Raw genomic sequence first — 18,624 nt, 5'->3', positions numbered from 1 at the left:
CGGCGTACCGGCGTACCGGCGAAGGATCAGACCTCTTCGACGCTGCTCGGCTCGCGCCGCGACAGGTCGATACCGAGCTCCTCCGCCGCGCGGAAGACCTCCTGGTCGGAGTCACGCAGGTCGATGGTCTGACCGTCGGAGGAGAGCACCTCGACGTTCAGGCACAGCGACTGCATCTCCTTGATGAGCACCTTGAAGGACTCGGGGATGCCCGGCTCGGGGATGTTCTCGCCCTTGACGATGGCCTCGTAGACCTTCACGCGACCGTTGACGTCGTCGGACTTGATGGTGAGCAGCTCCTGCAGCGCGTACGCAGCGCCGTACGCCTCCAGGGCCCACACCTCCATCTCACCGAAGCGCTGACCACCGAACTGCGCCTTACCACCCAGCGGCTGCTGCGTGATCATGGAGTACGGACCGGTCGAACGCGCGTGGATCTTGTCGTCGACCAGGTGGTGCAGCTTCAGGATGTACATGTAGCCGACCGACACCGGGTCCGGGAACGGCTCACCGGAGCGCCCGTCGAACAGCTGGGTCTTGCCCGAGCCGTCGACCAGACGGACACCGTCACGGGTCGGAGTCGTCGAGTCGAGCAGACCGCGGATCTCCTCCTCGCGCGCACCGTCGAACACCGGGCTGGCGATGCGCGTGTTGGCCGGGGCCTCACGAGCGTCCTGGGGGATCTTGGCGGCCCACTCGGGCTCGCCCTCGATCTTCCAGCCGCGCGAGGCGGCCCAACCGGTGTGCAGCTCCAGCACCTGACCCGGGTTCATACGGGACGGGACACCGAGCGGGTTGAGGATGATGTCGACCGGGGTGCCGTCCTCCAGGAACGGCATGTCCTCGACCGGGTTGATCTTGGCGATGACGCCCTTGTTGCCGTGACGGCCGGCGAGCTTGTCACCGTCGGTGATCTTGCGCTTGTTGGCGACGTAGACGCGCACCAGCTGGTTGACGCCCGGGGGAAGCTCGTCGCCCTCCTCACGGTCGAACACCTTGACGCCGATGACCGTGCCGGTCTCGCCGTGCGGGACCTTCATCGAGGTGTCGCGGACCTCGCGCGCCTTCTCACCGAAGATCGCGCGGAGCAGGCGCTCCTCCGGGGTCAGCTCGGTCTCACCCTTGGGCGTGACCTTGCCGACCAGCAGGTCGCCGTCGCGGACCTCGGCACCGATGCGGATGATGCCGCGCTCGTCGAGGTCGGCGAGGACCTCCTCGGAGACGTTGGGGATGTCCCGCGTGATCTCCTCCGGGCCGAGCTTGGTGTCACGAGCGTCGATCTCGTGCTCCTCGATGTGGATCGAGGACAGGACGTCGTCCTGCACCAGACGCTGGCTGAGGATGATGGCGTCCTCGTAGTTGTGGCCCTCCCACGGCATGAACGCCACGAGGAGGTTCTTGCCGAGCGCCATCTCGCCGCCGTCGGTCGCCGGACCGTCGGCGATGAACGCACCGGCCTCGACCCGGTCACCCTCGTTGACCACGACACGCTGGTTGTAGCAATTGCCCTGGTTGGAGCGGGTGAACTTGGAGATGCGGTACGTCTGGCGGGTGCCGTCGTCGTTGCCGATCGTCACCAGGTCGGCCGAGACCTCCTCGACGACGCCGGCCTTCTCGGCGCGGACGACGTCACCGGAGTCCAGCGCGGCGCGGTACTCGATGCCGGTGCCGACCAGCGGCGCCTCGGACTTGACCAGCGGCACGGCCTGACGCTGCATGTTGGCGCCCATGAGCGCACGGTTGGCGTCGTCGTGCTCGAGGAACGGGATGAGCGCCGTCGCCGCGGAGACCATCTGGCGTGCGGACACGTCCATGTAGTCGACCTCGTCGATCGGCACGTCGCTGGCCTCGCCACCCTTGGTGCGTCCGAGCACGAGCTCGTCGGCGAAGTGGTTGTCCGGTGTCAGCGGCGCGTTGGCCTGCGCGATGACGAACTCGTCCTCTTCGTCCGCGGACAGGTAGACGACCTCGTCGGAGACCTGACCGTCGGTGACCTTGCGGTACGGCGTCTCGACGAAGCCGAACGCGTTGATGCGGCCGTAGGAGGCGAGCGAGCCGATCAGACCGATGTTGGGGCCCTCAGGCGTCTCGATCGGGCACATGCGGCCGTAGTGCGACGGGTGGACGTCACGGACCTCCATACCGGCGCGGTCACGGGACAGACCACCCGGGCCCAGCGCGGACAGACGACGCTTGTGCGTCAGACCGGCGAGCGGGTTGTTCTGGTCCATGAACTGCGACAGCTGGCTGGTGCCGAAGAACTCCTTGATGGAGGCGACGACCGGCCGGATGTTGATCAGCGTCTGCGGCGTGATCGCCTCGACGTCCTGGGTGGTCATGCGCTCACGCACGACGCGCTCCATACGGGACAGACCCGTCCGGACCTGGTTCTGGATCAGCTCACCCACGTTGCGCAGACGACGGTTGCCGAAGTGGTCGATGTCGTCGACCTCGACGCGGAACTCGGCCGGCTCACCGTCGCGGATGCCCTCCATCGAGGTCTCGCCGGCGTGCAGCCGGACGAGGTACTTGATGGTGGCGACGATGTCGTCGATGCCCAGCACGGACTCGCCCAGGGGAGCCTGGACGCCGAGCTTCTTGTTGAGCTTGTAGCGACCGACCTTGGCCAGGTCGTAGCGCTTGCCGTTGAAGTAGAGGTTGTCGAGCAGCGTCTGCGCGGCCTCACGGGTCGGCGGCTCGCCCGGGCGCAGCTTGCGGTAGATGTCCAGCAGCGCCTCGTCCTGACCAGCGGTGTGGTCCTTCTCGAGGGTCTGGCGCATCGACTCGTACTCGCCGAACTCCTCGAGGATCTGCGCCTCGGTCCAGCCCAGCGCCTTGAGCAGCACCGTGACGGACTGCTTGCGCTTGCGGTCGACACGGACACCGACGGTGTCGCGCTTGTCGACCTCGAACTCCAGCCACGCGCCACGGCTCGGGATGACCTTGGCCGTGTAGATGTCCTTGTCGGACGTCTTGTCGATGGAGCGCTCGAAGTAGACGCCCGGGCTGCGGACGAGCTGGGAGACGACGACACGCTCGGTGCCGTTGATGACGAAGGTGCCGCGGTCGGTCATGAGCGGGAAGTCACCCATGAAGACCGTCTGGCTCTTGATCTCACCGGTGGTGGTGTTCATGAACTCCGCGGTGACGAACAGCGGAGCGGCATAGGTCATGTCCCGCTCCTTGCACTCGTCGATGGAGTACTTGATCTCCTCGAAGCGGTGATCACGGAACGACAGCGACATCGACCCGGAGAAGTCCTCGATCGGGGAGATCTCCTCGAAGATCTCCTCCAGACCAGAACGCTCCGGGACGTCGACACGACCGGCCTCCTGCGCGGCGGCGACGCGAGCCTGCCAGCGCTCGTTGCCGAGCAGCCAGTCGAAGCTCTCCGTCTGGAGCGCGAGGAGGTCGGGGATCTCGAGGGGTTCGCGGATCTTGGCGAACGAAAGGCGGCCGGAAGCCGTCTTCGCAGAGGACAGAGTCTGAGTCGCGGTACGCGAGGCAGCCAACGAGGGGTCCTTCCACAAGGCCTTACTGAGCGGCGGTCAGCGCGAGCCCTGCGACGGCACGACGGTCACAGCACGACTCCGGCGAGCGGGGCCGGTGAGGGCCACCGGGCATGGCCGGTCAGTGCTGGTGATCAGTGGTGTGGGCGAAGACAGGGCAGCGCAAAGCAACAGCATACACAGCATTGGGCATGATGTCTAGGCGCGGCTCATCGGCCTACGCTCCCCCGGCCCAGCAACCCGTGCTCCCCAGCACGTCACGCGTCGAGGATGGACCCCACGGGGCGGCCTGGTCAAGGCTTTCGGGAGTTCCGGGCGCGTCTCCCCGTGAGGAAGCGGGAGCAGCAGCGCACTCCTCGTCACGTCGAGCGCGCGCCGGCCACTGCACTCCTTGAGGAAGCGAGAGCAGCAGCTCACGACTCCTCACATCGACCACGGCGGCCGCCGCCGTCAGCCGGCGAGCTGCCCGAACCGCTGCTCGAGCTCGGACCAGGGCCCGACGGCCTCGACCCGTCCCTGGTGCAGGACCACCACCCGGTCGGCCTGCTCCAGGGCCGCTCGCTTGGACGTCGCGCCCACGACCGTGGCCGCCCGCGCGCGCAGCGCCCGCCACAGCTCGAGCTCGGTCGCTGCGTCGAGAGCGCTCGAGACGTCGTCGGCCAGCAGCAGGTCGGTCTGCGCCGCGAGAGCCCGAGCCAGCGCCAGCCGCTGCACCTGCCCGCCGGACAGCCGCAGGCCGCGGTGGCCGACGACCGAGCCGGGGCCGCCTGCTGCCTCGACGTCGGGTGTGAGTCGGGCGTCGGCGACCGGCTGCTCGAACGGGCGATCGGCATAGCCGAGCTGGACGTTGTCGACGAACGTCCCGGAGAACACCCGCGGGACCTGCGCGACGTACGCCACCCGCCGGGGCCGCAGGAACGCCTGGGCGTCCTGCACCTCGGCACCGTTCCACGCCAGGGAGCCGGTGTGGTGCACCAGGCCTGCCAGCGCACGCAGCAGGCTGGACTTGCCCGACCCGACCTGGCCGAGGAGCAGCACCAGCTCTCCGCGTCGCACGGTGAGGTCGACGTCGGTGACGCCGATCGTGCCGTCGTCGTGGACCGCGCTCAGACCGCTCAGCCGGACCTCGTCGAGAGGTTCGGACACCACCGAGGTCGGCTCGGGCGAGCTGCCGGACAGCAGGTCGACGCCCTCGGGGACGTCCATGAGGTCGGCGCCACCGGCGTACGCCGACGTGGCCTTCTGCCAGGCGCGGGTGCCGGGGGCCTCGGTGACGACGGCTCCCGCAACGCGACCGAACCAGTCGAAGCCGTTGACGGCGGTGGTCACCAGGATGGCGGTGACCAGGCCCCAGATGCCGTGCACGAGCGCGGCCCAGGCGGCGACCACGCCGACCTGGACCATGATGATCGGCACACCGTCGAGCACGGCCTGCACCCGGTGCTCACGCACGGCGGCGTCGACGCGCCCGCTGTCGACGCTGCGCAGGTGGGCGTGCACCTCGGGGGTACGGCCGGCGAGCTTGACGGTGCGCGCCGACTCCAGCGACGACACCAGGGACCGCCCGAACCGTGCGCGGGCCGCCGACGACTGCGCGGCCGTCCGACCAGCGACGGGGCGCCCGAGGATGGAGGCACCCGCAGCGGCCGCCATGACGACCAGCAGCACCAGGCCGGCGATCCAGGTGCCGGCGGCCACCGCGGTCACGAGCGCGATCGCGAGACCGTTGACGAAGTCGACCCAGCGGTCGGCGTAGCGCGCGTAGCGGTCGGCGTCCATGGCGCGTGCGACGACCTCGCCGGCCGGCGAGGCGGGCAGCCGGTGCTGGGCGGTCTGGCCGCGCAGGACGGACATGCGGGTGCGTAGGAGGACCTCGACCCACCAGCGCGGGTAGAGGGCGATGGCGACCGACAGCAGCACCGGGCCGAGCAGGAGAGCCCCGACCAGGACAGCCGAGAGGACCGACGGCGTCTCACCGGCACGCAGGTCGACGACGACGTGACCCCAGACCAGGCCGGTCAGCGCACCGACCGAACCGAGCATCGCCGACAGCGCGAACAGGCCGACCGCGAGCAGTCCCCACTCGGGCCGCACGCGCAGGACGCGCCAGATGCCGCGCGCCAGGCTCGGGCCGGTGCCGACCTCGGGCAGGTCGGGTGCGGCACCGGTCCGGCGTACGCCGCCGACGGCTGCCGCCTGTGCCTCGTCGCCGTCGTGCTCCTGGGTGGCGCTGGCCTCCCACAGCGTCCGGAACGGGCCGGGGTGCGAGCGCAGCGTCTGCATCGGACCGGCCTGGACGACCCGGCCGTGGTCGAGCACGGCGACGAGCTCGGCGCGGCGGGTCGTGGACAGACGGTGTGTGACGAGGATGCCCGTACGGTGCGCGAGCAGTCGGTCGGAGGCGGCGACGACGCGCGCCTCGGTGACCGGGTCCATGCGTGCGGTCGCCTCGTCGAGGATCACGATGCGGACGTCGCGCACGAGCAGGCGCGCGAACGCGACCAGCTGCTCCTCCCCCGCCGACAACGACGTGCCGGACGCTCCGAGGACCGTGTCGAGACCGTCGGGCAGGCCGGCCACCCAGTCGGTGAGGCCGAGCTCGTCGACCGCCGCCTCGACACGAGCGCGCTCGACCGGCGCGAAGAGGGTGATGTTCTGCTCGAGCGTGCCGGCCAGGATGTCGGTGCGCTGGGTGACCACGCCGACCGTGGCGCGCAGGTCGTGCAGGTCGATGTCGAGCACGTCGACGCCGCCGATCAGGACGGTGCCGGGTGCGGGCTCGACCGCGCGCGACACCAGGGACGCGAGCGTCGACTTGCCCGATCCGGTGCGGCCGACCAGTGCCATCGTCTGGCCGTGCGGCACGTGCAGGTCGATGTCGCGCAGCGCGAATCCGCTGTCGTCGTAAGCGAAGTCGAGGCCGGCGAACTCCAGGTCGAGGTCACCCTCGGGCACGTGGGTGCCGCCGACGGGCTCCGGCGGCGAGGACAGCATCTGCCGCAGGCGGACCAGGGCGCCGAGCCCGGCCTGCAGGTCGGGCAGGTGCTGGGCGACGTTGCTGATCTGGCCGACGAACATGCTCGTCACCAGGAACAGCGTGATCAGCCGGCCCACCGGGAGGTCACCGCTGACCGTCATCGCGACACCGGCGACGGCGACGCCGGCGAGGGCTGCGTGCATGACGAGGCCCGCGCGCAGCAGGAGCGAGCGCTCGACCGTCAGCACGGACCGGAACCGCTCGTGCACCGTGGCCGACAGACGCGCGATGCGGCGTACGGCGAAGGGCTGCCCCAGGCTCGTCCGCAGGTCGTCGCGGCCGGCGATGCTCTCCTCAAGGGCGGCGGCGTGATCGGTCCAGGCCATCTCCTCGATGACCTTGAGCTCAGCGATGCGCGGCATCAGACGTCGGATCGCCGGCCAGATGAGGAACGCAGCGAGCGGGAAGACGAACCAGGCGGGCCACCAGGTGAGGCTCGCGACGACCCACATGGGGACGACGCCGAACCCGGCGCGCAGCACACCCCACAGCTGCATGCGGGTGAGGGTGCCGACCTCGTGGGTGTCGTCGTCGACGCGGTCGAGGATCTCGCCGACCGCCTGCTCGGACAGGGCCGCCAGCGGCTGGTGCAGCGCGGCGCTCAGGAGGTCACCGCGCAGGGCGCCCTCGGCGCGATCGGACACCGCGGCCCACACGACCTGACCTGCGGTGACGAGGACCGCACCACCCACGACTGCGAGAGCGAGCAGTCCGACGAGTCCGCCGGACGGGTCGATCGCGAGTCGGCCGGCGATCACCGTGCCGAGCGCCTGCCCGACCACGCCGACCGCGAGCGCCAGGAGGGCGACGGCGGCCGCGGGTGAGCGCAGGCGACGCCAGGTGACCCGGCGGGCCGGGTCGTCGGGGGCGAGCGGGGTCGGTGCAGGGGTCGCCGGGGCGCGGCGATCGGTCGTCGTCATGGTTCCTCCACGCTATGCGCCGCCGCCGACAGCGCGCCTCTGGTTTTACGGCCGCGACCGGGCACAGAACAGCCCCCTTCCGGCCGGAGTCGGAAGGGGGCTGCTCGTGATCTAGAAGATCAGGCTCACTTGAGCTCGACGGTCGCGCCGGCGCCCTCGAGCTGCTCCTTGGCCTTCTCGGCGGCAGCCTTGTCGACCTTCTCCAGGACGGGCTTGGGGGCGCCGTCCACGAGGTCCTTGGCCTCCTTCAGGCCGAGGGAGGTCAGCGCGCGGACCTCCTTGATGACCTGGATCTTCTTGTCGCCGGCCGCAGCCAGGATCACGTCGAACTCGTCCTGCTCGGCGGCAGCCTCGCCACCAGCAGCGCCGGCCGGAGCCGCGCCCGCAACGGCAACGGGGGCCGCCGCGGTGACGTTGAAGGTGTCCTCGAACTGCTTCACGAACTCGGAGAGCTCGATCAGGGTCATCTCCTTGAAGGCCTCAAGGAGCTCGTCGGTGCTGAGCTTCGCCATGATGGGCGTCCTTTCTTTCTATGCCGTATGAGTGGCGGTGTGTTGGTCAGCTGAGCGATCGGCGTACGCCGGTCGTCAGCTCTCGTCGCCACCCTCGGCGACGTCGGTGGTGGCCTCATCGGCCGGTGCCTCGTCGGCGGCCGGAGCGGCAGCCTCGGAGACGGGTCCCTCGGTCTCGACCTTCGCGCGCAGCGCGTCGACCACACGAGCGGTCTGCGAGAGCGGCGCGGCGAAGAGGTAGACCGCCTGGCTGAGCGAGGCGTTCATGGCGCCTGCCAGCTTGGCGAGCAGAACCTCGCGCGACTCAAGGCTCGCGAGCTTCTTGATCTCGTCAGCGTCGAGCGGCTTGCCGTCAAGCACACCGCTCTTGATGACGAGGAGGGGGTTGTCCTTGGCGAAGTCACGCAGGCCCTTGGCCGTCTCCACCGGGTCACCGGTGACGAAGACGATCGCGGACGGACCCTCGAGCTGGCCGTCGAACGCGGTGACTCCCGCGGCCTCGGCAGCACGCTTGGTCAGCGTGTTCTTCACCACGGCGTAGGTCGCGTGCTCACGGATGGAGTTGCGCAGCTCGGTGAGCTGGGCCACGGACAAGCCGCGGTACTCCGTCAGCACGGCCGCATTCGAGGTGCGGAACTTGTCCGTCAGCTCTGCGATCGCCGCGTCCTTCTCGGGGTTCGCCATGCGGGCCTCCTTCCGGGTGAGTGCCGGTCTCGTCCGGGCCCGGAACAAGGAAAGAGCCCCGGCGCAGATGCGCTCGGGGCTCACAGTGGTACGAGCCGACCCTGCGGTCGTCGTACGGCCTCTTGCTCACCTGCGCTGGTCGCTCGCTCCTGGCGAGGCCTTCGGTCGCCACCCTCACGGGCGCGACAACCGGCGGTCATTGGTATGAGCAAGAGTACGGGGCGGCGCGCCGCTGCGCCAAATCGGTGCAGCGGCGCCTCCCGTCACCCGGCGGGCGCGTCCTCTTCCAGGACGTCGTCGGCGTCCTTGACCTGGGCGGCAGGCGGGGCGGCGATGTGCACCGGCGCGCCCCAGCGCGAGTAGTCGACGACCGCGACCGGAGCCGGCTCGTCCGCGTCCTCGCCGGCCTCGCCGAACGCGAGAGCCATCATTGCGAGGTCCGTACGGATGCGGACGGGACGGTCGCGGTCGTCGAGCCAGACGTCGTACGCCACCGTCCTGCCCTTGGCGCTCTTGCGCATCTCGGCGCGGTCGTTGGGGCTCAGGTCGCCGGTCTCGTCGAACGCCTCGACGACCTTGTCACCCGGGACCTTGATGACGTAGTGGGTGGTCGAGGCACCGCGGACGGTCGCCGGACCGCGCGAGGTGAACGTGCCCTTCTCCCACAGGTCGACCTGGGTGTCGACGTCGGCGATCATCGTCAGCGCCGCCATCGGCAGGAGCATCAGACCGGCCATCGAGTCGCTGTCCTCGGAGACCCGCACCCAGGTGCGGCCGGCGAGGTCGGGGTCCTGGAGGTAGACCGTGCCCCCGACGCTGCGCATGCGCGTCGTCGGGCCCATCTGGATCGCGACGTCGCCGTCCTCGTCGGCCAGGTCGGCGAAGTCCATGGTGACCGTGTCCTGCTCGCCCGGCGAGGTCATCTGCACGTGAACCGTGCGCTCGGCGTCGACCGCCGTCCGGATGCGCATCGCCACCGAGCCACCGCCGGCGGCCTGCGATGTCGTGGAGGCGGTCGCGGTCACCGGTGCGGCCGTCGTCGTCGACGACGACGAGGGCGACGAGGACGCCACCGGTGGGCTGGTGGACCTCGACCCCGCCGTCGTGTCGTCACCGCACGCGGTGAGCGTGAAGGACAGCGCGACGACCGACGTGAGCGCGGCCGTACGACGCATGGTGCTGATCATGGGATCCTCCCCCTGTGCAGCCGGTCAGGCCCGGCACGAAGACCGCTCCGGCGTGCGGGCCGGGCGCGGAAAGCAGCTCAGAGTAGAACCGTGCCGACCCGCCGATCCCGGTGTCGGCCGAATCGTGATGTACGGCGCGGGTCACGCAGGTGGTCCTCCACCGCGTCTGCAGGTCGAAGAACTCCCTCGACCCAGGAGGAACCATGCCGAAGGACCCCGAGCTCACGTCGATCGCCGACCAGCTGCGCGCCGGGTACGCCGACGCCGGCGCCGAGCCGTTCGACCACGAGCGCGTGCTGGACGCCGCCCACCGCCAGGCCCGCGGTGCTCGTCGCAGGCGCCGTGCGCTGGCCGGTGCCGGCACGCTGTGCGGAGCAGCCGCCGTCACCGGAGCGGTCGTCCTGAGCGTCGGCCTGCGAGGAACCGGCACGGAGCACGTCGTGACCCCGGCCGCCTCGAGCACGTCGACCGCACGCACCTCCGCGAGCTCGGCGGCGCGGCCGGTCGTCCAGACCCCGGACGGCCCGCGCGGGTACGACCTGCCTGCGTTGTTCCCGACCCGGCCGGTGGGCGGGCTGAGCTTCACCCAGGCGGGCACGCAGAACGCGCTCGCCCCGGCGTTCGACAACCAGACCTGCAGCCTCTTCCCGCGCGAACGCCGCCACGACGGCGTGCAGGACGACACCTATGAGGCACCGGCAGCGATGGTGTCGCAGACGCAGGCCGGCAACGGCCTGCGGGTCCGGATCACGATCAGCGACCCCGGCGGCGGCATCGGCTACGCCAGCATCAAGCAGGCCTCGTCGTACTGCCACTTCACCCAGGCGCAGCCCGCGACCTGGATCACCGGCGACTGGGAGGACCTGCGCGAGGGTCACCGGCGCACCTACCGGTGGACCGCCTCCCCCACCGACCCGAGCCGGCCGGGTTCCGACACGGCCATCGGTACGACGGTGCAGGTCGGCGCGCTGCTCGTGACGGCGTCCGCGCAGGCCGCCGATCCCAGGACAGCCCGGACGACGGCACTGGCCGCAGCAGCCGCCACGGCCGAGCGGATCACCACGTCCGGTTACGCGTACACCCAGTCCCGCTTCGAGACCAGGCCACCGCAGTGGGTGCAGAAGTGGCACGCCGTCACCGCCACCTCGCAGGAGCCTGCGCCACGGACGGCGGGCAACCAGCCCCAGGTCGTCCGGTGATCGGCCGACGTACGGAGCGGTCCATCACCGACGACGGTCTGGACCAGTTCCTCGGCCGCGACATGTCGCGGCCGAGCGGGCGCGCGCTGTCGCTGACCGGCAACCGGCACGACGCCGAGGACCTGCTTCAGGACACCCTGGCCAAGATCATCGACAAGTGGTCGAAGGTCTCCGCCAGCCGTTCGCCTGGCGCATACGCCAGGTCGATGATGGTCAACACGTTCCTGTCCGCCAAGCGCCGGTCGGCGAGTGGTGAGGTCGTCTCCGACGCCGTGGTCCGCAGTCATGCACGGGTCACCGGAGGCGCAGCCGATCAGGTCGCCGACCGCGATGCACTCCTGCGGCTGGCCGGTGGACTGCCTCGGCAGCAGCGAGCCGTGCTCGCCCTCCGGTTCTACGAGGACATGCCCGTCGCCGAGGTCGCCAGGGTCCTCGACATCTCGAAGGTCGCCGTCCGCAGCAGCTGCCACAAGGCGCTCACCACGCTGCGCGCGAGCATGGCCGAACACGCTGACATCGAGACGACTGACCGACGCCTGCGACCGGCGTGAGACCGCGACCCGATGGTCGACCGACGGCGCTCGACCATCGGGTCGCGAACCTGCCAGCACCTGTCAGCACTCCCGCCTAGCGTGCCGGCCATGGCCACCGACCTCGCTGCCCGTTTCCATGCCCTCCACGACGACCTCGTGGTGCTCCCCAACTGCTGGGACGCCGTCACCGCCCGGCTCATCGAGGACGCGGGCGCTCCCGCGCTCGCCACCACCAGCGCCGCCGTCGCGTGGTCCCTCGGCCGTCCTGACGGCAACCACCTCGAGCGTGATGTGATGCTCGAGGCCCTGCGGCGGATCACCTCGGCGGTCGACGTCCCCGTCTCGTGCGACATCGAGGGAGGCTTCGGCGAGGGCGACGAGGCGCTCGCCGAGACGACGCGGCTGGTGATCGAGGCCGGGGCGGTCGGCGTCAACATCGAGGACACCCACGCCGGAGGATTTCGGACCGTCGAGGACGCCGCCCATCGCGTGTCCGTCGTACGCCAGGCCGCCGACGCAGCAGGAGTCGACCTGTTCATCAACGCCCGCACCGACTCCTACCTCGCCGGCACCGCAGACCTGGACGACGCGCTCGTACGCGCGCGTGCCTACCTCGCGGCCGGGGCGAGCGGCATCTTCGTCCCCGGCACCGGCGACCTCGACGTCATCGGCCGCATCACCGCTGCGATCGACGCGCCGGTCAACGTGCTCGTCGGCCCTGGCTCTCCCAGCGTGCCGGAGCTGCGGGCGGCCGGCGTACGACGGGTGTCGGCCGGGTCCTCGCTCGCGGGCGCCGTGCTGGGGCACGTCTCACGCGCCGCCCGCGAGATGCTCGACGAGGGCACCTACACCCAGATGGACGACGCCCTCGGCTGGGGCGACGTCAACGCACTCTTCGCCTGACAGCGGTCCGTCGATCCCGACGACGACGGCCGCCCACCCCAGCTGGGGTGAGCGGCCGTCGTACGCGACTGCGGAAGGAGGCTCAGGCCTCCTCGCCGGCAGCCTCCTCGGAGGTGAGGTTGCGGGTCTTGCTGGAGTCCAGCGGGATGCCCGGGCCCATCGTCGTGCTGATGGTCGCCTTGGTGATGTAGCGGCCCTTGGACGACGACGGCTTCAGACGCAGGATCTCCTCCAGCGCGGCCGCGTAGTTCTCGACCAGCTTGGTCTCGTCGAAGCTCGCCTTGCCGATGATGAAGTGCAGGTTGGCGTGCTTGTCGACGCGGAACTCGATCTTGCCGCCCTTGATGTCGGAGACAGCCTTGGCGACGTCCATCGTGACGGTGCCGGTCTTGGGGTTGGGCATGAGACCTCGCGGGCCCAGGACCTTACCGAGACGACCGACCTTGCCCATCAGGTCCGGGGTGGCGACGACCGCGTCGAAGTCGGTCCAGCCACCGGCGACCTTGTCGAGCAGCTCGTCCGAGCCGACGTAGTCAGCGCCGGCAGCCTCGGCCGCAGCGGCCTTGTCACCGTTGGCGAAGACGAGGACCTTGGCGGTCTTACCGGTGCCGTGCGGCAGGTTGACGGTGCCGCGGACCATCTGGTCGGACTTGCGCGGGTCGACACCGAGGCGGAAAGCCACCTCGACGGTCGAGTCGTACTTGGTCGTCGCCGTCTCCTTGGCCAGACGCACCGCCTGGAGGGGGGCGTACAGCTTGTCGGCGTCGATCTTCTCCACCGCAGAGCGGTAGGACTTGCTGCGCTTCATGTCTGCTCCTTGTGCATAGCGCGTGTTGCGGAGTTGTGGTTGTACGGGCCAGCGCCGGCCCAACCACGGTGAGACCGATGTCAGTCGGTCGTGATGCCCATCGAACGAGCAGTGCCCGCAATGATCTTGCTGGCCTGGTCGATGTCGTTGGCGTTGAGGTCGGCCATCTTCATCTCGGCGATCTCGCGGACCTGGTCCTTGGTGAGCTTGCCGACCTTGTTGGTGTGCGGCTCGCCCGAGCCCTTGGCGACACCGGCGGCCTTCTTGATCAGCTCAGCGGCCGGCGGGGTCTTGGTGATGAAGGTGAAGGAGCGGTCTTCGTAGACCGTGATCTCCACCGGGATCACGTTGCCGCGCTTGTCCGCCGTGGCGTCGTTGTACGCCTTGACGAACTCCATGATGTTGACGCCGTGCTGACCCAGCGCGGGGCCGACCGGCGGAGCCGGCGTGGCCTGACCGGCCTGGATCTGCAGCTTGATGAAGCCGGCGACCTTCTTCTTGGGGGGCATGCGATGTTCCTCTACTTGGTTGTGGGCCCACGCCGTGGGCGATGACCCGGTTGCAGGACGTCACGCGGCGAGGCCGCGCGGGGCGTCGATCAGATCTTGGCGACCTGGTTGAACGCCAGCTCGACCGGGGTCTCCCGGCCGAAGATCGAGACCAGAACCTTGAGCTTCTGGGTGTCGGGGCTGATCTCCGAGATGGTCGCCGGCAGCGTCTCGAACGGACCCTCCATGACCGTGACCGACTGGCCGACCTCGAAGTCGACCTCGGCGGACGACGCCGCGGGGCGCGTACCGGACGACGCAGCAGCGCCGGACTCCGGCGAGGCGGCAGCGTCCTCCTCGGCGGTCTCGAAGACCGGGTTGAGCATCGTGACGACCTCGTCGATCGACAGCGGCGAGGGCTGGTGGGCGTTGCCCACGAAGCCGGTCACGCCGGGCGTGTGGCGCACGGCGCCCCAGCTCTCGTCGGTGAGGTCCATGCGGACCAGGACGTACCCGGGCATACGGACGCGGGTGCCCGTCTTGCGCTGGCCGTTCTTGATCTCGGTGAACTCCTCGATCGGCACCTCGACCTGGAAGATGTAGTCCTCCATGTTGAGGCTGGTCATGCGCGTCTCGAGGTTGGTCTTCACGCGCTTCTCGTAGCCGGCGTAGGAGTGGATGACGTACCACTCGCCGAACTGCGCCTTGAGGTCGGCGATGAACGCCTCGCGCGGGTCATCCGCAGGCTCGGCCGGGACCGGCTCGGCCGACTCGGGGTCGCTGATCTCGGGCTCGGCCTCGAGCACCGCGTCGACCTCGGACTCGCTCGACTCGTCGGGCTCGGACACGTCGGCGTCGGCCTCGGACGGCTCGGCTGCCTCTTCCTCGCGGGCGGCGACGGCATCGGCGTCGACGTCGGCCTCCGCGGTGTCGACAAGGTCAGCAGCAGGCTCGGCCGACGGGGTCGCCTCGTCCGCCGACGTGCCCTCCTGGACCTCATCGGTCTCGGGCGCCTCGGCCTCTGGACTCCACTGCTCGGTCATTGACCTGCTTCCTTCACTGCTTGTCACCTGGACTACTCACACGGACGCCGAGCGCGACGCCCGTACACCGCGAGCGCCGGCCAGACGAGTCGACCTCGCCGCCGGCGCCCCAGTGGTGCGTGGTGTCACGCGGATCCGAAGACCCAGGACACCGCGCGTTGGAACACCTGATCCAGACCCACGACGTAGGCCATGATCAACACGATGAACACCAGCACGACCGCGGTGTAGTTGATCAGCTCCTGACGCGTGGGCCAGACAACCTTGCGCATCTCGTCGAGGACCTGCCGGATGAACAGCGCGATGCCGCCGAAGAAGCGCGCGAGCGGGTTGCCCGTGCGGCTTCCCGCGCTGCGACCTGCTCCACGACTGCGCGTGGTGCTCGTCTCAGTCACGACCACTTCTTTCGTCTCGGCGACCATCGGGTGCCCGATGGTGGTCTTCGATCCTGCAACGTGCAGGGCACGAGGGACTTGAACCCCCAACCCCCGGTTTTGGAGACCGGTGCTCTGCCAATTGAGCTAGTGCCCTTCGCCCCGGGGCCAAGGCTCCGGAACCTGACGACGCGGGCCCGTGGGGCGGCCTCGTCGTCCGACGTGCGAGTGTACGCGACCAGCGGCGGCCGAGGCCAACTCGCCTGCCCGGGTTGCTCTCCACCGCCATCGTCGCACGCAGTAGCGTCGGCCCATGACGGACTACGAGAACACGTCAGCCGAGTCGGACCAGACGACCTACAGCCTCGATGACGAGGACCAGCTCCAGCCCGAGGACACCCTCGTCGACCGCGGTGTCGACGACGCCCTCGACGAGGGCTACTCCCCCGCCGACCGCCCCAGCCCCGGCTACGGCAACACCGCCGCCGAGCAGGAGGCCGGCGAGACGATCGACCAGCGGATCTCGCAGGAGGTGCCCGACCCGCAGTCGGCGTACGGCGCCCCCGACAACGAGAGCGGACTCGACACCGACCGCGTCGGTGGTGACGACCCCGACGCGATCGACGCTGACCAGGACTTCCTGAGCGATGACGAGGTCGGCGACGAGCGGGCCGGTCGCCTGGTCGCCGAGGACGAGGGCCTCGGCGAGGACACCGAGAAGGACCTCGTCGCGGGTGATGCCGGCATCGACGGCGCAGGCGCCTCGGCCGAGGAGGCCGCCGTCCACGTCGTCGACGACGAGGAGTGAGCACCGCCGCGCCCCGTGCCACCGCCGACCTGCCCAAGGCGCACCTGCACCTGCACTTCACCGGTTCGATGCGCATCACCACGCTGCGCGACCTCGCCGACAAGCACGGGCTGCGCCTGCCCCAGTCGTTGCTGTCGGAGTGGCCGCCCCAGCTGTCGGGCACCGACGAGCGCGGCTGGTTCAGGTTCCAGCGCCTGTACGACGCGGCCCGCGCGTGCGTCCGCGACGAGGACGACATGCGGCGCATCGTGCGCGAGGCCGCCGAGGACGACGCGCTCGAGGGCTCGCGCTGGTTGGAGATCCAGGTCGACCCGACGTCGTACGCCGGTCACTTCGGCGGGCTGACCCCGACCCTGGAGATCGTGCTCGACGAGGCGCGTCTCGCGAGCGAGGCCACCGGCACGGGCGTCGGCGTGATCGTGGCGGCGTCACGGCTGAAGCACCCGCTCGACGCCCGCACGCTCGCGCGGCTGGCGGTCAAGCACGCCGGCGAGACGCCGGGCTCGGTGGTGGGCTTCGGGCTGAGCAACGACGAGCGGCGGGGCATGACCGAGGAGTTCGCTCACGCGTTCGCGATCGCTCGCGACGGCGGGCTCGCATCGGTGCCGCACGCCGGCGAGCTGCTCGGGCCGATGGCTGTCAGCCAGACGCTCGACGCGCTCGCGCCCGACCGGCTCGGCCACGGCGTACGCAGTGTCGAGTCCGATGCGGTCCTGCAGCGCGTGGTCGACTCGGGCGTCGCACTCGAGGTCTGCCCGCGCAGCAACGTGTCGCTGGGTGTCTACCGCGAGCCCGACCAGGTCCCGCTGCCGCGGCTCATCGACTCCGGCGCGCAGATCGCGCTCGGGGCCGACGACCCGCTGCTGTTCGGGAGCCGGCTCGTCGCGCAGTACGACTCCGCGCGGCACGACCACGGTCTCGACGATGCCGCGCTCGCCGAGCTTGCGCGCTCGTCCGTCCGGGTCTCCCGCGCTCCCAGCGACGTCAAGGCGGACATCCTCAAAGACATCGACGCCTGGGAGGCGTGAACCTCCCAGGCGTCGGGTGCCGATCGGTCAGCGCGTGGTCGAGGCGCTGACGACGTCCCAGATGGTCGGGGTCGAGTACGTCGCGAAGCGGTAGTCACGCGCGACGTTGTTGCGCAGCTGGAAGCGCACGGTGCCGTTGGAGCCGGTCTTGACGCCGACGAGCGTGCGCCAGGTCGAGGTGCCGCGGTCGCGGTACTGGAACTGGCCGGCGGCGTACGCCCGCTTGACGAAGCCCTCGGTGGTCGGCGAGTAGGTCAGCGCCGTGCCGGTCAGGGTGACGATGCTGCCCGAGCGGTACGACGAGATCCACGCGGCGCCGTGCAGGCGCACGCTGGTGGAGACCGTGTTCTGGGACAGCTCGTTGTAGCTGCTGTCGTACGCGCCGCCGGGCCGCCACGTGTACCCGCCAAGGTCGTCCCAGTCGTACACGTCCCAGATCGTGCTGGACGTGTGATCGAAGGAGGCGACGGCCGAGAGGCCCTGCGTGGAGTGGTAGCCGTACCAGCCGCCCCAGCCACTGCCGTACGTGCACGGGCCCGAGGCGCGGAGCGTGATCGCCTGGTAGGGCTTCCAGATGGACACCTTGGCTGGCGCGCTCAGGGTGCAGGAGCCCGCGGCTGAGGCGGGGGCTGAGGTGGCGGCGAGTGCCGCGCCGGCGAGCAGCGCCGAAGCGCCAAGGGTCGCCAAAGTACGACGAAGCATGATGTTTCCCCTGTCGAACGACGGACGGTCTGAGGCACGTCGCCCTTCGCATCACGTCCGGTGCGCAGAGATTAGAACTGCCGCTATCGGTGACGCCAGCGTTCCTGGTGAAATAACAGATCGCGCTCAGGTCACGATGGCCCTGGCGCCGATCACTTCGTGACCGGCGAGCTCACCCCGTCCCAGATGGTCGAGGTGGAGTAGACCGCGAACCGGTAGTCGCGCACGACCGGGTTGGTCAGCCGGAACGTGACCTTGCCGCCGGTGCCGGTCGTGACCCCGACCAGCGGCTTCCAGGTCGAGGTGCCGCGATCGCGGTACTGGAACTGGCCACCCGCGCCGTAGCGCGGCGTGAACGTCTGCGTCGTCGAGCTGTAGTTGATCGCGGTGCCCGTGAGCGTGACGACGCTGCCCGAGCGCGACGCGGAGATCCAGCCACCGCCGTACAGCCGGATGTCGGTGCGCGGAGTGTTCTGGCTGAGCGCGACGCGGTTGGGGTCGTACGCACCGTTCGGCTGCCAGGTCTGCAGGCCACGGCGGTCCCAGTCGTAGACGTTCCACGCCTTGGAGGTCACGCCCTCGAACCGGACGAACTCCTGGGTGCCGTACGACGGGTGCACCAGCGACCACGCCCCGGCGCCTCCGGCGCTGGTGCAGGCTCCGGACGCCGTGAGCGTGAACGGCAGCGTGGGCTTCCAGATGCTGACCTTGGCCGGGGCGGTCAGAGTGCAGGAGCCCGCGGCGTCGGCCGGTGCGGCGGCCAGGGTCGAGAGCGTGGCGGCGAGGGCGGCGGTCGAGGCGGCTGCGGCGATCAGGCGACGGTTCATCGTTCTCCCAGGAAGCAGCACCGCTCACGACGAAGGCCCGGATGCCCTTCGCATCGGCTGCG

16 protein-coding genes and 1 tRNA gene are annotated in these 18,624 nt (G+C 70.1%); 5 read left to right on the top strand and 12 right to left on the bottom strand.

The features are described from left to right. Window positions 1-26: 26 nt before the first annotated feature. From rpoB to VV01_RS03110, 5 genes are all read right to left on the bottom strand, one after another. A complete protein-coding gene (gene rpoB / locus VV01_RS03130; RefSeq protein WP_050668610.1) occupies window positions 27-3,512 on the bottom strand; it encodes a DNA-directed RNA polymerase subunit beta in 3,486 nt (1,161 codons plus the stop codon). Window positions 3,513-3,959: 447 nt separating this feature from the next. Next, complete coding sequence (locus VV01_RS03125; protein WP_050668609.1) at window positions 3,960-7,466, bottom strand: ATP-binding cassette domain-containing protein; 3,507 nt, start codon at window positions 7,464-7,466, stop codon at window positions 3,960-3,962. Window positions 7,467-7,591: 125 nt separating this feature from the next. Continuing rightward, window positions 7,592-7,978 (bottom strand): 50S ribosomal protein L7/L12, encoded by a 387-nt coding sequence (gene rplL, locus VV01_RS03120; RefSeq protein ID WP_050668608.1) that lies wholly within the window; start codon window positions 7,976-7,978, stop codon window positions 7,592-7,594. A 75-nt stretch (window positions 7,979-8,053) separates the two neighbouring features. Then, window positions 8,054-8,662: a 50S ribosomal protein L10 gene (rplJ, locus tag VV01_RS03115; RefSeq protein ID WP_050668607.1), complete on the bottom strand. Its 609-nt coding sequence runs from the start codon at window positions 8,660-8,662 to the stop codon at window positions 8,054-8,056. A 263-nt stretch (window positions 8,663-8,925) separates the two neighbouring features. Continuing rightward, complete coding sequence (locus VV01_RS03110) at window positions 8,926-9,849, bottom strand: hypothetical protein (RefSeq protein ID WP_050668606.1); 924 nt, start codon at window positions 9,847-9,849, stop codon at window positions 8,926-8,928. A gap of 203 nt (window positions 9,850-10,052) precedes the next feature. Between VV01_RS03110 and VV01_RS03105 the strand changes: the two genes are divergently transcribed. The 3 genes from VV01_RS03105 (at window position 10,053) to VV01_RS03095 (ending at window position 12,484) form a co-directional block, all read left to right on the top strand. After that, on the top strand, window positions 10,053-11,048 hold the full coding sequence (locus VV01_RS03105) for a hypothetical protein (RefSeq protein WP_050668605.1): 996 nt from the start codon (window positions 10,053-10,055) through the stop codon (window positions 11,046-11,048). Beyond that, window positions 11,045-11,599, top strand: coding sequence for a SigE family RNA polymerase sigma factor (locus VV01_RS03100; protein ID WP_050668604.1), 555 nt, complete (start codon window positions 11,045-11,047; stop codon window positions 11,597-11,599). Before VV01_RS03105 ends, VV01_RS03100 begins: the two co-directional genes overlap by 4 nt. A 90-nt stretch (window positions 11,600-11,689) precedes the next feature. After that, window positions 11,690-12,484 (top strand): isocitrate lyase/PEP mutase family protein, encoded by a 795-nt coding sequence (locus VV01_RS03095; protein ID WP_050668603.1) that lies wholly within the window; start codon window positions 11,690-11,692, stop codon window positions 12,482-12,484. 82 nt (window positions 12,485-12,566) lie between these two features. On the opposite strand, the gene rplA is transcribed toward VV01_RS03095, so the two are convergent. From rplA to VV01_RS03070, 5 genes are all read right to left on the bottom strand, one after another. Then, window positions 12,567-13,292 (bottom strand): 50S ribosomal protein L1, encoded by a 726-nt coding sequence (gene rplA / locus VV01_RS03090; protein ID WP_050668602.1) that lies wholly within the window; start codon window positions 13,290-13,292, stop codon window positions 12,567-12,569. An 80-nt stretch (window positions 13,293-13,372) separates the two neighbouring features. Then, window positions 13,373-13,801, bottom strand: a complete 429-nt coding sequence (gene rplK, locus VV01_RS03085) for a 50S ribosomal protein L11 (protein WP_050668601.1) — start codon at window positions 13,799-13,801, stop codon at window positions 13,373-13,375. Window positions 13,802-13,890: 89 nt separating this feature from the next. Then, entirely contained in the window at window positions 13,891-14,823 is a 933-nt protein-coding gene (gene nusG, locus VV01_RS03080; protein ID WP_050668600.1) for a transcription termination/antitermination protein NusG, read from the bottom strand. A 125-nt stretch (window positions 14,824-14,948) separates the two neighbouring features. Next, window positions 14,949-15,245 (bottom strand): preprotein translocase subunit SecE, encoded by a 297-nt coding sequence (gene secE, locus VV01_RS03075; RefSeq protein WP_050671690.1) that lies wholly within the window; start codon window positions 15,243-15,245, stop codon window positions 14,949-14,951. Between the two features lie 36 nt (window positions 15,246-15,281). Then, window positions 15,282-15,354 (bottom strand) — tRNA-Trp (locus VV01_RS03070). 156 nt (window positions 15,355-15,510) lie between these two features. Between VV01_RS03070 and VV01_RS03065 the strand changes: the two genes are divergently transcribed. Further along, window positions 15,511-16,005: a DUF5709 domain-containing protein gene (locus tag VV01_RS03065; RefSeq protein WP_050668599.1), complete on the top strand. Its 495-nt coding sequence runs from the start codon at window positions 15,511-15,513 to the stop codon at window positions 16,003-16,005. After that, a complete protein-coding gene (locus VV01_RS03060) occupies window positions 16,002-17,033 on the top strand; it encodes an adenosine deaminase (RefSeq protein ID WP_050668598.1) in 1,032 nt (343 codons plus the stop codon). The genes VV01_RS03065 and VV01_RS03060 overlap by 4 nt, the downstream gene beginning before the upstream one ends. A 27-nt stretch (window positions 17,034-17,060) precedes the next feature. On the opposite strand, the gene VV01_RS03055 is transcribed toward VV01_RS03060, so the two are convergent. Together VV01_RS03055 and VV01_RS03050 are read right to left on the bottom strand one after the other, a co-directional pair. Continuing rightward, window positions 17,061-17,735 carry a hypothetical protein gene (locus tag VV01_RS03055; RefSeq protein ID WP_157508721.1) on the bottom strand — a complete coding sequence of 225 codons (675 nt, stop codon included), beginning with the start codon at window positions 17,733-17,735 and terminating at the stop codon, window positions 17,061-17,063. A 152-nt stretch (window positions 17,736-17,887) separates the two neighbouring features. Beyond that, window positions 17,888-18,562: a hypothetical protein gene (locus tag VV01_RS03050; protein WP_050668596.1), complete on the bottom strand. Its 675-nt coding sequence runs from the start codon at window positions 18,560-18,562 to the stop codon at window positions 17,888-17,890. Window positions 18,563-18,624 lie beyond the last annotated feature (62 nt).

The organism is Luteipulveratus halotolerans, assembly GCF_001247745.1.
Lineage (GTDB): Bacteria > Actinomycetota > Actinomycetes > Actinomycetales > Dermatophilaceae > Luteipulveratus > Luteipulveratus halotolerans.
This window is presented reverse-complemented; position numbering and strand designations above follow the sequence as displayed.

Coding starts and splice junctions, on each gene's coding strand:
- VV01_RS03125 (WP_050668609.1), bottom strand. CDS start 7,466: ATGACGACGACCGATCGCCGCGCCCCGGCGACCCCTGCACCGACCCCG.
- rplL (WP_050668608.1), bottom strand. CDS start 7,978: ATGGCGAAGCTCAGCACCGACGAGCTCCTTGAGGCCTTCAAGGAGATG.
- rplJ (WP_050668607.1), bottom strand. CDS start 8,662: ATGGCGAACCCCGAGAAGGACGCGGCGATCGCAGAGCTGACGGACAAG.
- VV01_RS03110 (WP_050668606.1), bottom strand. CDS start 9,849: ATGATCAGCACCATGCGTCGTACGGCCGCGCTCACGTCGGTCGTCGCG.
- VV01_RS03105 (WP_050668605.1), top strand. CDS start 10,053: ATGCCGAAGGACCCCGAGCTCACGTCGATCGCCGACCAGCTGCGCGCC.
- VV01_RS03095 (WP_050668603.1), top strand. CDS start 11,690: ATGGCCACCGACCTCGCTGCCCGTTTCCATGCCCTCCACGACGACCTC.
- rplA (WP_050668602.1), bottom strand. CDS start 13,292: ATGAAGCGCAGCAAGTCCTACCGCTCTGCGGTGGAGAAGATCGACGCC.
- rplK (WP_050668601.1), bottom strand. CDS start 13,801: ATGCCCCCCAAGAAGAAGGTCGCCGGCTTCATCAAGCTGCAGATCCAG.
- nusG (WP_050668600.1), bottom strand. CDS start 14,823: ATGACCGAGCAGTGGAGTCCAGAGGCCGAGGCGCCCGAGACCGATGAG.
- secE (WP_050671690.1), bottom strand. CDS start 15,245: ATGGTCGCCGAGACGAAAGAAGTGGTCGTGACTGAGACGAGCACCACG.
- VV01_RS03065 (WP_050668599.1), top strand. CDS start 15,511: ATGACGGACTACGAGAACACGTCAGCCGAGTCGGACCAGACGACCTAC.
- VV01_RS03055 (WP_157508721.1), bottom strand. CDS start 17,735: ATGCTTCGTCGTACTTTGGCGACCCTTGGCGCTTCGGCGCTGCTCGCC.
- VV01_RS03050 (WP_050668596.1), bottom strand. CDS start 18,562: ATGAACCGTCGCCTGATCGCCGCAGCCGCCTCGACCGCCGCCCTCGCC.